Here is a 16,464-nt window from a genome sequence, read left to right as displayed (position 1 = left end):
AACGACTTGCCATTGGTGCCACGTCATGGCGCATGAATCATTCGAAGACGAGACCGTCGCCGCCATGCTTAACAAAGATTTCATCTCCATCAAAGTGGACCGTGAGGAGCGGCCGGATATCGACCACATCTACATGGCGGTCTGCCAGGCGATGACCGGTCACGGCGGATGGCCGTTGACGGTATTCTTGACGCCGGAGAAGAAGCCGTTCTTCGCCGGCATGTATTTCCCGCGCAGCCGGAAGTACAATCGTGCGGGCATGGTCGAAATTCTCGCGCAGATTGCCGGGAAATGGAAGGAAGACGCCGATCGCATCCGCGAGGTTGGCGACCAGATCATCGAAGAGACGTCCAAGCGCATGCTGGAGCATTGGACAGGCGGCGAGGTGTCCGAGCAGACGATTCATGATGCTTTCAAACAATACGAGAGCACGTTTGACCCCGAGTATGGCGGATTCGGTACGCAGCCGAAATTCCCGACATCGCATAATCTTTCATTTCTGCTGCGTTACCACAAGAAGACCGGCAATGCACGCGCGCTTGAGATGGTTGAAAAAACGCTCGACGCCATGCATCGCGGCGGGATGTACGACCATATCGGCTACGGTTTCGCCCGATATTCCGTGGATGAGAAGTGGCTTGTTCCTCATTTTGAGAAGATGCTGTATGACAATGCTTTGCTGACGATGACCTACATAGAAGCGTTTCAAGTAACTGGCAAAGCTAAATATGCGGAAGTCGCGGAGCAAATTATCACTTATGTGCTGAGGGATATGACCGATGAGGGCGGCGGGTTCTATTCGGCCGAGGACGCCGACTCCGAAGGCGAGGAAGGCAAGTTCTATGTATGGACGCCGGACGAAGTGGAGGACGTTCTTGGGGTAGACGAAGGCGATTTGTACGCCGAGTTGTTTGATATTACCGAGTCGGGTAATTTTGAGGGGCACAGCATCCCGAATATGATTGAGACGACGATGGAGTCGTTTGCGAAGCGGAAGCAGCTCCCGCTCGAGGAGCTGAAGCAGCGCATGGAGGCTGCCCGCATCAAGCTGTTCGAGCATCGCGAAAAGCGCATACATCCGGGCAAGGACGATAAGATTCTGACCGCGTGGAACGGTCTGATGATTGTTGCCCTATCCAAGGCCGCGCGCGCCTTGGATAAACCGGTTTACGCGGAAGCTGCCGCGAAAGCAGCGGATTTCCTCCTGCAGCACCTGCGCAGGGAGGATGGACGTTTGCTCGCCCGTTACCGCGACGGCGAGGCGGCGTTTCTCGGATACGTGGATGACTACGCGTTCCTTGTTTGGGGCTTGATCGAGCTTTACGAAGCGACCTTTGAGCTGCGCTATCTTCGGGAAGCCGTCCAGCTGAATGCAGAGATGCTGCGGCTGTTCCGGGATGAAGAGAAGGGCGGGCTGTTCTTCTACGGCAGCGATGCCGAGCAGCTCCTTACCCGCCCGAAGGAGATCTACGACGGCGCGATGCCGTCGGGGAACTCAGCTGCCGCGCTGAACCTGCTGCGGCTGTCGAGGCTAACCTACGACGCGAAGCTGTCGCAGGTGGCCGATGAGCAGCTCCAGGCATTCGCCGGAGCTGTTAGCCAGTACCCGACGGGCCATGCGCTCACGCTGGCCGCGCTCGATTTCGCTTATGGCGAAGCCAGCGAAATCGTCATCGCCGGCGACCCGTCGCAGACTGAGACGCAGCACATGCTGCGCACGGTGCAGCGGCAGTTCTTACCGAATGCGCTGCTCATTCTTCACCCGCCGGGAACGGCCGGTGAAGAAGTGCGCCAGCTCATTCCGCTCACTGCTGATAAGCTTGCACTTGGCGGTAAGGCGACGGCCTATGTATGCCAGAATTTCGCCTGCCAAGCGCCAACCCAGTACCTGGAGGAACTTGAAAATCTCCTCACTGAACACTGATAATAATTATCATTATTGGTTACAATAGAATTAGAGGCGATAAAAAAAGAGGCCCCGTGGCCTCTTCTTTTATCAACTTGTAAGGTGTGTTCTAGATTTTCGGTTCAAACGTTTTGCAGTCGGTTTCTTCGGAATTACGCGCTTGATTGCCGCCGTGGTGGCTCACGACATAAATCGAGGTAGCGTTGCATTTGTTGCCGGCAGCCCAATATTTGCAGGAATTCACTTCACAAAGGACATCCTTAGCCATGTTCTATCACCTCCTCTACTTATCTAGGGTGGACGAAGAAGGCATGGTTTTATACATATGGATGGAAGGAAATGTTTTTGATACTTTGACGGCACCTCGGAACGGGGCTGAAACATATACTTGAAGCAAGGATAGAAGCTTCAAGGAGTGTTTGGTCATGGCGGATGATGAATTGCAGACCTGCGTCCGATGCAAATATGTCGCAGACAAAGACGATAAATATTGTATTCTTTGCGGAGCGCCACTCAAAAATAGGTGCACCAAGAAAAAAACGCCGCTTCACAAAGGCTGCTCCAAAATCAACAAGCCCGATGCCAAATTTTGTGCGGACTGCGGCACCGAAACGTTGTTTAACGAATGGGGACTGCTCTAAACTCAGAGCAGTCCCCGTCTTCGTATCATTTATTTTGTAAAATCATTTTCCATAAGTCCGGTTGATCATAGCCTAGTCGCCATGCGGCAACCCCGGCAAGATCGTACTTTTTAGCCAAATCCAGACGCGCCTTCACGGTTGCCTCATTTTCCAGCCAGAATACATAAGTAAAGCCATTTTCTTGATATTCCACGCGGTATTGTTCGAATGTTTTGTCCCACGTTTGGGTCGTTTTTTTCGAAGCGATCAGTGCAGGGATATCCTTCAGCAATAAAGTGCGGTTGCCTTGCAGGCTGCCGCTGGAGTCAAGTTTCCATTCTCTCACATAATATGGTATGCCGAGAATGATTTTATCCCGCGGGATTCCATAAGAGAGAAACTCCTGAATGCCGCCATCAGTCCATGGAATACCGGCGACGGAACCCGGCGAGGTGCTGCCTTTGTAATGCTGATCGTAGGCCATAATGACGATGTAATCGACTAGACCGCCGAGCTTCTCATGATCAAAAGCGGAGAGATGGTTCCATTTGACGCTCCCGCGGGGCAGGTCGATGGAAATTTTTAAGTTTTTCTCGTGCGCGTAGGTCGTCAACTTCGAAATAAAAGCGGTGAATGCATTGCGGTCCGACCCCGCCAAGCTTTCAAAATCGACGTTAATGCCGGGAACGCCTAGCTGCACAGAACGATTGACCAGAGCTTGAATGAATTTGTCCTGAGCGGCGGCGTTCGATAAGAACTGTGTCGTCAAGCTGGAATTGAATTGGTTACTCACCAGCGGATACACGGTGTAGCCTTGCTTTTGCAGCCATGTGACTGTGTCTGGATTGGAGCTGTCTTTCAGATTGCCTTCCGCATCCGCGAGTTCAAAATAACTCGGGGAATCGACGTCGAGCCCGATGGTGCCGTTCACGTGCGCTTTGATTGTGTCCGATCCGGAAACTCCGTTCCAGCCCCATACCTGAAGCTTTTTGAAATTATCCCAAATCAAGCGATGATCCAGGGTCTGAATAGAGGCATTGCTGTATTGAACACTGTAGTTCAAGGCGTCCGGAATCGACTGAAATTCGCCGATCAGCGCTGTGTTCTGATAAACCTGATAGGAAGCGTAATTGTTCCATATTTTGCGGCCCTCCATAAAGATGGAGCTATGTCCCCAAAGTCTTGCATAGTCGGCGGCATCGTCCAGGGAGACGAAGTCTTGTAAAAAGGTGTCGTTCTGATATACCTTATAAGGTTTAATATTGCTATAAACGGTGTTTTTGGTGTTTATGTTGATGATTGTTGAGCCGTTCCATTTCAGCGCTTCGATAATGGCGTCTTCCAAATAGGCGAATTCCCAATTATCAGCGGAAAAGGTGCCTTGAAACACTTTATAAACGGCTGCGCCATCACGCAGAGATTTCTTTTCGGCATTAGGGATGTTATCCCATATCCATCGGTTATCGCTAAGGTCGATGATATGAGCGCCGCCCCATTTTTTGGCTTCGGCGATCGCATCGTTTAGCGTCGTGAATTTCCATGTATCCAGCGTGATGTCATCCTGGTAAACCTGATAACGCGGATAATTGTTCCATACCCAGCCTGTCGAACCCAGATCGCGGACACTGGCGTAGCTCCATTTTTTCGCTTCGGCTATAGCCGCATCCAAGGTGGCGAACTGCCATTCCGGCAGCGACGTATCTTTCTGAAAGACTTGGTAACGGGGAAAATTGTTCCACAGCCATTTGCGCGAGCCGATTTCTTCAACGTGACTATTCGTGAAGCCTTTGGCGTAGGATTCAGCTTGCTTGTAATTGGCAAACTCCATGAGCACCTGATTATACTGGTAAACCCGGTATTTCGTTGTTTTATCCGTTGCTGCACTCGATGTTACCGTGCCGCTTGCTGCATGCACCTGGTGAGGGATCGCCACCGTGAACAACAGCGTGCTTGCGAGCATCCACTTCCCGATTTTCATATATCACGCCTCTTTCTATTAAACTACTTAATTGGACGTATCAATTGGTAGATTGGTTGCGATGGAAAATCATTGTATTTCCGGATGTTGAACGACGGGATATATTTCGAGTAACATGATAGGAAGGAAGTAAGACTGTTACTTACATCAAGGCGAGGGGAAAGAATGAATGATGAAGCGATATCCGGAAGCGTACACGGATTATTTACTTTTTTTTCATGCGGAGCGGGATTATTTTGAGTGCCATGAAGTGATGGAGGAGTTCTGGAAAGAGCATCCTGGCGATGAGCGAAGCAAGACGTATGTCGCTCTGATTCAAATCGCCGTCGGTTTATATCATGATCGGAGAGGCAATCGAGCAGGCAGCGTCAAAATGCTCCAAAGCGCATTAAAAAATGCGGAACCTGAACATCTAGCTTCATTAGGCATTGATGCGGCCAAGTTACGGCAGCTATTAACCGATCGGTTGACGCGTATACCGCAAAGTGATCATATCTATGAAGATCTTAATTTGCCTTTGGCGGATTCGGAGCTGGAGCTATGGTGCATGAATGAATCTGAGAAACGAGGGCTAGTCTGGCAGGCGCCGAGCCGGTTAGACGATGATGCTCTTACTCATAAGCATACGCTCCGGGATCGTTCGGACGTTATTCAAGAAAGAGAGCGGCAGCAGCAGATACGAAAGGAAAAAGGTGGCACCCCATGATCTCTGAAGGCAAAGTACTCGTTGTGGACGATGAGCCGAATATTGCAGAAGTCGTTAGACTGTATTTGGAGCATTCGGACTATGAAGCGATTCTACTGCCGCGCGGACAAGAGGTGCTGCGAACGATTCAAAGCGAGAGGCCGCATCTCGTACTGCTGGACATCATGCTTCCGGACATATCAGGGTATGAGCTGTGTGAAAGCATCCGGCGCATGGAACCGCCTTTTGATCAAACCCCGATTATCTTCTTGACGGCAAAAGGGGAGTCGATCGATAAGCTCAGAGGGTTTAATTCAGGCGTAGACGATTATTTGGTCAAGCCGTTTGACCCCAATGAACTCATCGCCAGAGTGAAGGCTGTCCTGCGACGTACTTTCCAGTTCCGTCCGGATGCACCAGGTATCTCCCAGCTTCCGCAGGGCAAGTGGCTTGAGGTGGGCAATCTGATCGTGGATATGGATCAATATCGTGTTACGGTGGATGGCAAACGGCTCGAGCTTACGCCTAAAGAAATCGAATTGCTGTACTTTTTGTGCAGTCATCCGGGACGAGTCTTTACACGCGAAGATTTGCTTGGTTATGTATGGAATTTTGATTTTACCGGTGGCACGCGTACGGTCGATGCGCATGTGAAAAACTTACGCAAAAAGCTTGGGCAGCATGAATCGTGGAACATCCAGACGCTTTGGGGGATCGGCTATTCCTTTGAGGTCATTCAGCATGTTTAATATTTGGAATGGACTCAAGCACCGAAGCCTCTATTTGAAGATTTTTTTATCTTTCTTGGCGACTTGCGTGCTTTTTTTCGCCGGTCTTTTTCTATTTTGGAATTACTATTTTACCGATCTTTTTTACAAGGACAAAAAAGAGCTGCTGAATAAACGTTATATAGAAGTGACGCGGTTGCTAAATTCCGTTCAGGATGGCTCGATATCGACGCGAGAGCTCAAGTTTTCAATCCGGATCTTGGGGCGCAGTATTAACGGACAAGTATGGCTCGTCGATGAAAAAGGCAACATTTTGAATGGATCATCCGATAGTGAGGGCAAAGTGCTGCCTAAGCAGATGGACGCGATGTTTATCGACGGTATGCACGGCCGTTCCGGCTACGGGATGGTTAGTTTCACGACTCCTGATCAACGAACGATTAACCTCTTCACCCATTACGCGCCTTACGAACTGAACGGACAACCGATTGTCGTTATGTTATATTTCCCGGCAGGCGATATTAGCGAAGCGATTTCTGCGGTTAGGTTCAACATTCTCGTACCTCTGTTGTTCTCGCTCCTGGCGGTGGGCATCATCCTGTTCATTATTTCCCGCAAGCTGGCAGGACCGCTGCACCAGATGAACCGTGCGGCGCTGGAGCTGGCCGGGGGAGATTTTACCACTCGCGTACCGGTAACATCGAACGATGAAGTGGGTCAACTGGCGGCCAGCTTCAACTTTATGGTGGAGCAGCTAGAGGAGTGGGAAGGAACGAGGCAAGAATTTTTAACGAATGTATCCCATGAGCTTCGTTCGCCGTTAACGACACTGCGCGGTTTTATCGTCGCGATGAACGATAAAGTCATTCCGGAGGATAAATACTCGCACTATTTGCGCATTTGTGACCAAGAAGTTCAGAGGCTCCAAAGGCTGGTCAGCGATCTGCTCGACTTGGCAAGCATCCAAAATGGCGTCGATGTATTCCGCATGAGACCGCTGGCGGTCGGTGAGAAACTGGAAGAGACGCTCGAGCTATTGAAGCCGCCGATTGCCGAGAAAAACATCCATCTGCACGTCGTTATGCCCCCGCCTGAACATGAGCCGGCGCGTGCGTATCTGGATCCTGACCGTTTTGCGCAAATTGTTCAAAATTTAATATACAACGCTCTCAAGTTTACCTCCGAAGACGGCACATTAATTGTAGCGCTCGAGCAAACGGATGAGGAAGTTGCTCTCTATGTCCGTGACACCGGGACCGGAATGTCGGAAACGGAATTGGAGCGGATCTGGGATCGGTTCTATAAAGCTGATGAGGCCAGAAGCCCACGATCCGACGGCACGACGGGAACGGGACTAGGTCTAACGATCGTTAAGCATTTGGTGAGCGGGATGAACGGTATCGTGTCGGCCAGGAGTCGGCTTGGTGAAGGGACTGAATTTCGTGTCGGATTCCCTCGGTTAAAATAAAACGTTTACAATTTTTTTACAACTAAAGCAAACATTTTTCATGAATATCACTTATCCTGTTGCTGTTGGACAGGATTTTTTTGTTGCCTTCACTTTTGGGGGACTAAAGCAAAACTTTATGATTACGCTTACGATGCAAGCTTTCCTTACGGAAAGCTTAAGGAGGAACTCTCTGAATGAAATGGTATCGCAGCAAGTGGTTCATTGCAGTGATTGCAGTCTGCGTCTGTGCCGGAGGCACTTATGCCTATTTGGCGCAAGGCAAGAAAACGAAGGGGGCGCAAACGAAAGAGGTAACGGTCGATGCCAAAAAGGGGAACATCCGATTCTCCGTCTCCGGCACGGCGCAATTTGAGCCGAAGGATACGCAAATTGTTTCGGCACCGGTGGATGGCAATATCAAGTCCATCAATTTGACACGTAATCAGGCTGTCAAAGCTGGCGATGTACTGATTGAGCTAACAAGTACCAACCTGGAAAGCGATCTTCAAGATGCTGAGCTCAGTTATGAGCAGCTGCAAAAGGATCTAAGCGATCTGCAGGAGCAACAGGGCAGTATGCAGGTCAAAGCGCCGATTTCCGGCAAAATTACATATGCGAACAATATCGATTTAGGATCGTCAGTGAATAAATCAACGAAGCTGGCGACGATTTCAGATTTGAACACATTAACTGTAACGTTGCCGTTTTACTTCGAAGATGCTTCTCAGCTACATAAGGGCGATCCTGTTGATCTTACGCTTGACGGATTCATGATCACAAAAACCGGTAAGATTCAGAGCATCAGCAAAGATCCGAGGACAGATGGCAAAGGCGGCAAGCTGCTGGACGTTGAAGTCACTTTAGCCAACGATAGTTCGATGGATGCAGGGACGAATGCGCAAGGCACTGTCACGATCGGCGGTCGTTCTGTTGATTCGCAGAGTAAGGGCGCATTGCAATATCAAAAAGTGACGACGATTCTTGCGGGCGCAGCGGGCAACATCTCCACACTGCCATTTAAAACAGGCAATATCGTTCATCAGGGAGACGTGATCGGAACATTAGTGAACGATACACTCGGCGATGATATTCTGAGCAAGCAGTCCGCATTGGAACGTCAGAAGCTGAAGGTAGCTGCGGCGAAGGATAAGGTCGATGCGCTGAAAATCGTTGCTCCTTTCGACGGGGTCTTTTCCACAGACTTCGTGAACAAGAAAAACGACATTCTAAGCAGCTATCGGGTTGGCAGCAAAGTGAACAGCGGCACGCAGTTCGGCGCCGTAGCCAGTCTGTCTAACATGCAGCTTCCGGTTCAAGTCGATGAGCTGGATCTTCCGAATATCAAAACCGGCATGAAGGCGGAAATCAAAGTTGACTCGCTACCGGGACGCATTTTCCCGGCGGAAGTGACTCAGGTTTCCACTGTCGGTACGACGACGAACGGCGTGACATTCTATGATGTCGTGCTCGCGACGGAGAACAAAGACAATGTTTTGAAATACGGGATGACCGCAACGGGCGAAATTCTTATTCAAGATAAAAAAGACGTCGTTTACATTCCGCCTGAGGCGCTGCAATCGCAGCAAGGTAAGCGCTACGTTACACTGAAAAACCCGGACGGCACGATTGAAAATCAGCACGAAATTAAAATCGGCATACGTTCCAAAACGCAAATTGAAATTACAGAAGGCTTAAAAGAGGGCGATAAAGTCGTCCTGCCTGCTGCAAGACGGCAGCAAAACTTAAGTCAGGATGAAATTAACCGCTTGAGACAGCAATTCCAGCAAAACGGCGGTGCAGGCGGCGCCGGCGGCTTCCAGGGAGGCGCAGGTGGAGGTGGAGCCGGTGGCGTCAATAACGGCGGAGCTGTAAGGATCGGCGGCGGTGCCGGCGGTAACACTGGTGGCAACAGATAAGACTGCCGGGAAAGGAGTGGCTGCGGCGTGAATATCATTGAGCTTAAAGATATTACGAAAGTGTATAAACGCGGGGAAGAAGAGCTAAGCATTTTGAAAAGTATCTCGCTGACCGTGAAAGACGGTGATTTTGTAGCGATCATCGGACCGAGTGGATCGGGTAAATCCACGCTGATGAATACGATCGGCCTGCTTGATGTGCCTACCTCCGGCAGCTACAAGCTTGATGGGGTCGCGACCGAGCAAATGAGCGACAATGCGCTGGCCGAACTGCGGAATCAGAAGATCGGGTTCATTTTCCAGCAGTTTAACCTGCTGCCCCGCTTATCGGCGATGGAAAACGTTGAGCTGCCGATGATCTATGCAGGCATCGGGAAGAAGGAGCGACGCGAACGGGCTCAAGAGATGTTAACCATGCTGGGCATGGGACAGCGCGGTCACCATAAACCAAACGAGCTGTCCGGGGGACAACAGCAACGTGTAGCAATCGCGCGTGCACTGGCGATCTCGCCATCGCTGATCTTGGCAGACGAGCCTACCGGAGCGCTCGATTCCCGGACGGGCGAAGAAGTACTGGAGCTGATTCTGCAGCTTAATCAGCAGGGTAATACGATTGTGCTGATTACGCATGACCATCATATTGCGAATAACGCCAAACGTGTCATTGCTCTCAGAGACGGCGTCATTATTGACGATTATCGGAATGATGCTCAGTCCGGCATGCAGCAAGAGGTGAGCGTATGAAACTCGGTGAATTGATCCGCATGTCACTGCGTACCGTGGTGTCCAACCCGCTTCGTACCTTTTTGACCATGCTAGGAGTCATTATTGGGGTCAGTTCCGTCGTGACGCTTGTCTCGATCGGGCAAGGTACGTCTGAACAAATTGCGAAGCAGTATGAGAATATGGGAACTAACCTGCTGGTTGTTACGGCGACAGGAAACGGACGCGCCACACAGCTGAATTATGATGAATTGATGAACTTCGAGAATTTTCCCGAATTTCAATCGATCGCCCCGACCATGACCAAAAACGGCTCGAACATCAAGTATGACCGGACACAAGAGAAATATAACGTCATCGGTACGAACGACCGCTATTTTAACATTATAAAAGCAAAGATCGATAAAGGGCGCAATCTGGCGCCTGCTGATCTGGAATTTCGTTCAAATGTTGCCGTGTTAGGGAGTGAAGCGGCTAAAACCTTTTTCGGAACATTGAACCCGGTTGGCGAAGACATCAACATTGACGGTGTCGTATTTACCGTGGTTGGAACGTTGCAAGAGAAGGGCTCCAACATTGGAGGCGCGTCCATTGACAACTCGGTTGTTGTACCTCTGGAATCAGCGAGAAGACAATTCAAACTGGGACAAATCCGTACGACCTATGTCGAGGCGCCGACCAAAGATGATATTTACACAGCGCAAGAAACAATGAAACAATATTTGACTTATAAGTTCAAAAGCGATACAGGTTTTGTATTAACGAATCAGGATGAACTGCTAAAAGCTCGAACCGAAGCAACAAATACGCTCACGAATCAGCTGGTTGCGGTAGCTTTGATTTCCCTGCTCGTCGGGGGCGTCGGGATAATGAATATAATGCTGGTGACGGTCAGCGAACGAACACGTGAAATCGGTATTCGCAAGTCCATTGGCGCCAAGCGAAGGAACATTCTTTTACAGTTTCTTGTAGAAGCTGTTGTGATCAGCGGCTTGGGCGGACTCATAGGGCTGCTCTTAGGAATCGGTTTGTCCTATGCCCTGCCTTATTTCAGCCCGAAACAAACGACCAAGCTATCATTCGATATAAGCTTATATGCGTTTTTATTCTCTGTGCTGGTCGGAGTGATTTTCGGCTTATATCCGGCAAACAAAGCTTCCAAGTTGCGTCCAATCGACGCCTTACGCTCTGATTAAAATGATAAGAGGAGGGCACCATCATGAACGATCCACGAAAGATGAAACGTTTGCTCAACCGTTCGGCTTTGCTGCTGACAGCGGCAGGCTTTCTGACTTTACCTCTGGCCACATCCGCTTTTGCCGGGAAGGAGGGTGTATTCCTTAGCGATTCTGTCTACTTCACACTCGATAAAGTAACGCTATCCGCAGGCGCCGAGGACGGCTCCTTACGTTTCTCATTAGAACTTAATAACAACAGCAAGTCTACTGTTGATTTTAACCAATATGGTGTAAAAGTGATCGATACGAACGGCGTGTCCTATACGGCCAAACTTAGCGAGAAAGCTGCCGCACGCGTGAAACCGAACGAGACGGGTACGTTTAAATTCACTTCGGAAATTCCGGCGGATTTGAATCCCGGTCAGCTGAAAGTGGACATTTTTGAGTGGAAATACAATTCCATGCGTGAGATCGGGGCCCTGTCGGTGGAGGCGGCCATGGAGTCGGGGCAAACCGTTCTTCAGCGAGCTGATCTGAATTTACAAGAGCTTGATTCCACTTATGCGGATGATGCGCTGGTGACCGCTCAGTTGGGAAACAGTTACAAGGTGTATAAAGATGGTGCGTGGAACATTTTCACGGATCTCATATTGGAAAATTTAAGCAGCGCGACCTTGAAGCTGCCGGATGGATTGGATTACAACCTGCAGGATAGCAAAGGGTTGACTTATAGCGCCCAGTTTGTTAAGGGCGCTGGACTTTCCTTACTGCCGCAGCAGCCAGTGAAAGTAACGCTGCAAGCTGCAGTTCCGCAGGCGCTCGATGCGGGCAGATCGGCCTTACTGTTTTCGCCCAAAGGGAAAGTCAAAACGACCGTGCTGGGCTCGCTGAATTTGGCGTCATCGTTCATCAACGGCAAGATCGGCGATCATGCCGAATATCCGAATGCGGATTTGAACGGGCTTACGATTTCTACATCGTGGGCGGCTGCAAGCAAGCAATCGGACGGGCTGCATCTGCAAGCAAACGTTACGCTTATGAATAAAAGCGACGGCATCGTGGCAATCCCTGACCTCTCCGCATCGTTTCAGGCACTTCGCGGCGGTGTTGCCGTTACGTCAACAGACAACTCCGTTCGTACGGCTTACTTATCGCCGAACGAGTCGACGACGTTCCGCTACTCCGGCGTACTGCCTGTCGGCTTGAACACCGACTCGCTGCAGCTCGTCGTGCTGGAGAAGCAGGCGGCTTCGGGTACGTCGCAGCAAGGTTCCGGCCAGGCGGAGCCGGCGAGCAGTAAGCAGACATCCGCGTTGCCTGTCTTGATAACTGCGCTTGCTGGAGCAGGCAGCGGCGGCGAGGTCTCGTCTTACGCCGCAGCTCAAGCGTATACGATCGGCAAACCGTTCCCGCTGCTTTCGAGCAGTCTCATTGACTCCAACATTGACGTCTCCCTTGTGGAGATGGGGATGAGCGAGAACTCCGATTTTGGCTACAAAACGGTCATCGCGAAATACAAGCTGACGAATAAAGGAACATCGTCCCTGACGATTCCTGAGTTCCAAACCGATCTTACCAGCGCCAAAGGCTATACCTACTCCGGCGTGCGGCAATCTTCTGTTGCTAAGGAAATTGCGCCAAATACGAGCTATGTATTGAACTACTCGTACATGCTGCCATCCAATGAGAAGGGAGATCAGTTAGCTCTAAATCTGTACGATGCGAACCGGATGGCGATTGGTTCTTACCAAACGGCGGTACAAAGCCTCCCGACGGAAGGTGCAGTCTCCTTATATCCGTTCAACATGAATGTGAAGGATTATTCGGTCAGCGCTACTTACAACAAAGATTCATCCTATGCATACCGCTTGCGCTTGGATCTGGATGTGTCGAGAACCGAGCAAGTCATTACGGATACGAATTTCTCAAAGCTAGCCTTCGAGGTGGTCGATGCCGAAGGACGCATGCTTAGCTCGCAAACGATGAATTTCACGGGACAACAGAAGATCATGTCCGGCGTTCAATTTATCGATTTCGGCAACATCAAGAACGAACAACTGAATGACGATGTCAGCATTAACTTATATGAAGTCGTGTCCACGCCTAACGGGGATGCGAAGCGCTTGGTCAAAACATTAAAGATGTAGGAAAAAAAGAAATCCCCGTCCATTTACAGCCGAAACTGTAAACGTGACAGGGATTTTTGTTCATATTTAAGAATGTTTAATTCTTTTGATGAAAGGAAGCGTTAGTCATACCCTAAGTTTCAATGGGATATACAGCGGAAACAAAAAGATCGTTGAAGCTGCGTGTAAAAGGAATAAAGACCACTGTTCGTTTATAACGCTCCTCTGGACGCTAAATCTAGCCAGTATTGCGTAAAAAGTTCTCTAGTTCCTCATGAACATTGTTCGTAAATTTGAGAACTTTATTCGCTGAAGCCCTGATTTTGCCTTTTTTGCCATCGATTAGCGTCTCAATGTTCTCTAAACAACGACTTTGTTCGTTATCGGGGCTACGTGCTCAAGATAAAGCCGCCGGACTTTTACTTCTCGCTTGACTCTACTTCATAACCGTCGCAAATTACATCAAGACGTCCTGTTTCCGGGTCAATAATGAGACCGTGGACAGGCAGATTTTTGGGAAGCAGCGGGTGATTGCGGATGATGTTGACGCTTTTCTCGATCCCTTCCTGTGCATGCTTGAAACCAGTCAGCCAGCGGGTGAGATCAATACCGGCATGACCGAGCGTCTCTATGACATCATCGGAAATACCGCGATTTTTGGCTTTCGTAATGACGCTTTCCGAGTTTAAACCGGTCATCCCGCAGTCATAATGCCCGACGACGAACACCTCGTCCGCATCCAGCTCGTAGACGGCCACGATAATGCTTCGCATTAAACTGCCGAACGGATGAGAAACGATGGCGCCGGCATTTTTAATGATTTTGGCGTCCCCATTGCTCAAATTCATGGCTTTGGGCAGTAATTCGACCAGGCGCGTATCCATGCAAGTGACGACAACCATTCGTTTATCTGGAAACTTAGTCGTCAGAAACTCTTTATATTGCTTTGTTTCAACGAAGTTCTTATTGTGGTCCAGTATTTCTCTAAATAAAGTCATGGCGGTCCCTCCATCCAAGTTTTAGGCTGCATCGTGCTGATGATCGTGCAGCTGTTATCTTTTGTCTATCAGACTCATACCCGCATTATAAATCTGACTATTACTCTTGAGTATAAAGGATTTAGTTGTGTCCTGGTAGTCAATCTTCATATTTTCCTCGAAAAAGATCTCATCTTTGGCTTTATAGACCAACTGGAAAGGCTCCGCATCGGCGCTAACATCGCCTTCGGATCCGGTGTCTACAAGCCAAAGCGTAGGAACGCCATTAACCGAGCATCCGCAGCCTTCTGTGTCAAAAACAAGCTTCAGGAGTGCTTGTCCGTCCACAAGAGCGGGAGTCAACCGCTGGATAGCTGAATCGGTAAACGTTATTTTCATAGGTGTCAGCTCCTCAGAGTTTTCGTTAGAAAACTTGCATCATTTTTCGCAAGATTTCATGATCTTCATTATATTGTAGCACAAATGTGCATAAATTTGATTCTGATAAGTGGACAAAGTATGATGAAATCAGAAACATTTGGAAGGAGATCTGAGTATGAGTGTGAGTGTACAAGAGAATCAAACGAAACTGGATTCATTCAAAGCTTATGTTCGCAAAATGAAGCAATACGAAGAAGCGATCGCCCTGATATATTGGGATATGCGCACCGGAGCTCCGAAAAAAGGAATCGAAACGCGCTCCGAAGTCGTAGGCGAGCTTTCCACGGAAGTGTTCCGGATGTCTACATCGGATGAGATGGGCGCTTACTTGGATTACTTCATTCAGCCTGAGCAGCTCGATCAACTGGACTCCATTTCCCGTAAGATGGTATTGGAATGCAAAAAAGAGTACGATCGCAGCAAAAAAATACCAGCCGAGAAATATCAAGCCTATGTCGTCCTGACGTCGCAGGCTGAATCCATGTGGGAGGAAGCCAAGCATAAATCCGATTGGGCGATGTTTCAGCCTTATTTGGAAAAAATCGTTGCGACAACGAAAGAATTCATCGAGCTTTGGGGCTATGAGGGCAATAAATACAACACGCTGCTCGATATGTATGAACCGGGCATGACGGTAGATAAGCTTGATCAAGTATTTGGCGCGCTGCGCGACAAAGTAGTACCGCTTTTGCAGCGCATTCAAGCTTCGCCGAATCAGCCGGATCGCGCTTTTTTGAATCAGCAGTTTGAAATCAGCAAGCAAAAGCAATTTTCTCTTTCCATCCTGAAACAAATGCAGTATGACTTCGAGGCGGGACGTTTGGACGAGACGGTGCATCCGTTTGCTACGGCGTTGAATCCGGGAGATGTCCGCATCACCACGCGCTATTTACCTAATGACATTACCTCTGCTCTTTTTGGTACCATTCACGAAGGCGGCCACGCTTTGTATGAGCAAAACATTTCCAAGGATTTAGTCGGAACCAATCTATGCACGGGTACGTCCATGGGTATTCACGAGTCGCAGTCCCGTTTCTGGGAAAATGTGATCGGACGCAGCAAGGCATTCTGGAACCGTTACTATGGCGAACTGCAGTCCATATTTGCCGGTCAAATTGACGATGTGGATGTCGACACGTTCTACCGGGCAATCAACCACATACACCCTTCGTTAATCCGGATTGAAGCGGACGAACTTACATACAACTTCCATATTATGATTCGTTACGAGCTGGAAAAAGGCTTGATCAACGGCACCATCGAAGTAGCGGACCTGCCGCAAGCTTGGAATGCCAAATATGAAGAGTACTTGGGTGTCGTACCATCCAATGACGGCGAGGGTGTCCTGCAAGATGTTCATTGGTCCGGTGGAGCATTCGGCTATTTCCCGTCTTATTCGTTGGGCAACATGTACGCCGCACAATTCAACAACACGCTGCGCAAAGAGCTTCCGAATTTCGACGAGCTCGTTGAAGCAGGAAACTTAGTACCGATCAAAGAATGGCTGTCGGATAAAATCTACCAGTACGGCAAGCTGCTGACGCCAAATGAAATCGTCAAGCAAGTGACCGGTGAAGAATTGAATCCGGACTACCTGGTTCAGTATTTGGAAGAAAAATACAAAGCGGTTTACGGCATTTAGATATAGCTCCAACTATTATTTAGCACCTTATGGCGGCAATAGTCGTCAGTAGGTGCTTTTTGTTTTGCGTGTATCCGTATCCAGCGTTAACAGA

Annotated in this window: 14 protein-coding genes; 10 read left to right on the top strand and 4 right to left on the bottom strand. The window is 49.3% G+C overall.

The features are described 5' to 3' along the window. Nucleotides 1-25 precede the first annotated feature (25 nt). Nucleotides 26-1,924, top strand: a complete 1,899-nt coding sequence (locus tag ICC18_RS10060) for a thioredoxin domain-containing protein (protein ID WP_188174263.1) — start codon at nt 26-28, stop codon at nt 1,922-1,924. Between the two features lie 91 nt (nt 1,925-2,015). On the opposite strand, the gene ICC18_RS10055 is transcribed toward ICC18_RS10060, so the two are convergent. Next, entirely contained in the window at nt 2,016-2,174 is a 159-nt protein-coding gene (locus ICC18_RS10055; RefSeq protein ID WP_188174262.1) for a DUF1540 domain-containing protein, read from the bottom strand. 157 nt (nt 2,175-2,331) lie between these two features. Between ICC18_RS10055 and ICC18_RS10050 the strand changes: the two genes are divergently transcribed. Beyond that, a complete protein-coding gene (locus ICC18_RS10050; protein WP_188174261.1) occupies nt 2,332-2,547 on the top strand; it encodes a zinc ribbon domain-containing protein in 216 nt (71 codons plus the stop codon). A gap of 25 nt (nt 2,548-2,572) precedes the next feature. Here ICC18_RS10050 and ICC18_RS10045 read toward each other — a convergent pair whose 3' ends face one another. Further along, nucleotides 2,573-4,504: a glycosyl hydrolase family 18 protein gene (locus tag ICC18_RS10045; RefSeq protein WP_223192464.1), complete on the bottom strand. Its 1,932-nt coding sequence runs from the start codon at nt 4,502-4,504 to the stop codon at nt 2,573-2,575. A gap of 169 nt (nt 4,505-4,673) precedes the next feature. On the opposite strand from ICC18_RS10045, the gene ICC18_RS10040 reads away from it, so the two are divergent. From ICC18_RS10040 to ICC18_RS10010, 7 genes are all read left to right on the top strand, one after another. After that, nucleotides 4,674-5,210, top strand: a complete 537-nt coding sequence (locus ICC18_RS10040) for a DUF309 domain-containing protein (RefSeq protein ID WP_312029510.1) — start codon at nt 4,674-4,676, stop codon at nt 5,208-5,210. Further along, nucleotides 5,207-5,938: a response regulator transcription factor gene (locus ICC18_RS10035; protein ID WP_188174260.1), complete on the top strand. Its 732-nt coding sequence runs from the start codon at nt 5,207-5,209 to the stop codon at nt 5,936-5,938. Before ICC18_RS10040 ends, ICC18_RS10035 begins: the two co-directional genes overlap by 4 nt. Next, the gene (locus ICC18_RS10030; RefSeq protein WP_188174259.1) at nt 5,931-7,385 is read left to right on the top strand and encodes a sensor histidine kinase; all 1,455 of its coding nucleotides are present in this window, start codon (nt 5,931-5,933) and stop codon (nt 7,383-7,385) included. Before ICC18_RS10035 ends, ICC18_RS10030 begins: the two co-directional genes overlap by 8 nt. A gap of 176 nt (nt 7,386-7,561) precedes the next feature. Further along, on the top strand, nt 7,562-9,283 hold the full coding sequence (locus ICC18_RS10025) for an efflux RND transporter periplasmic adaptor subunit (RefSeq protein WP_188174258.1): 1,722 nt from the start codon (nt 7,562-7,564) through the stop codon (nt 9,281-9,283). A gap of 27 nt (nt 9,284-9,310) precedes the next feature. Then, on the top strand, nt 9,311-10,027 hold the full coding sequence (locus ICC18_RS10020; protein ID WP_312029509.1) for an ABC transporter ATP-binding protein: 717 nt from the start codon (nt 9,311-9,313) through the stop codon (nt 10,025-10,027). Continuing rightward, the gene (locus ICC18_RS10015; protein ID WP_188174257.1) at nt 10,024-11,202 is read left to right on the top strand and encodes an ABC transporter permease; all 1,179 of its coding nucleotides are present in this window, start codon (nt 10,024-10,026) and stop codon (nt 11,200-11,202) included. The genes ICC18_RS10020 and ICC18_RS10015 overlap by 4 nt, the downstream gene beginning before the upstream one ends. 23 nt (nt 11,203-11,225) lie before the next feature. Further along, nucleotides 11,226-13,331: a COG1470 family protein gene (locus tag ICC18_RS10010; protein WP_188174256.1), complete on the top strand. Its 2,106-nt coding sequence runs from the start codon at nt 11,226-11,228 to the stop codon at nt 13,329-13,331. Nucleotides 13,332-13,729: 398 nt separating this feature from the next. On the opposite strand, the gene ICC18_RS10005 is transcribed toward ICC18_RS10010, so the two are convergent. Then, nucleotides 13,730-14,308, bottom strand: a complete 579-nt coding sequence (locus ICC18_RS10005; RefSeq protein ID WP_188174255.1) for a beta-class carbonic anhydrase — start codon at nt 14,306-14,308, stop codon at nt 13,730-13,732. Nucleotides 14,309-14,362: 54 nt separating this feature from the next. Next, nucleotides 14,363-14,686, bottom strand: a complete 324-nt coding sequence (locus ICC18_RS10000; protein WP_188174254.1) for an iron-sulfur cluster biosynthesis family protein — start codon at nt 14,684-14,686, stop codon at nt 14,363-14,365. 157 nt (nt 14,687-14,843) lie between these two features. On the opposite strand from ICC18_RS10000, the gene ICC18_RS09995 reads away from it, so the two are divergent. Continuing rightward, nucleotides 14,844-16,370 (top strand): carboxypeptidase M32, encoded by a 1,527-nt coding sequence (locus ICC18_RS09995; RefSeq protein ID WP_188174253.1) that lies wholly within the window; start codon nt 14,844-14,846, stop codon nt 16,368-16,370. The last annotated feature ends 94 nt before the right edge of the window (nt 16,371-16,464 follow it).

Source organism: Paenibacillus sedimenti (genome assembly GCF_014534655.1).
In the GTDB taxonomy this organism is placed as follows: domain Bacteria; phylum Bacillota; class Bacilli; order Paenibacillales; family NBRC-103111; genus Paenibacillus_E; species Paenibacillus_E sedimenti.
This window is presented reverse-complemented; position numbering and strand designations above follow the sequence as displayed.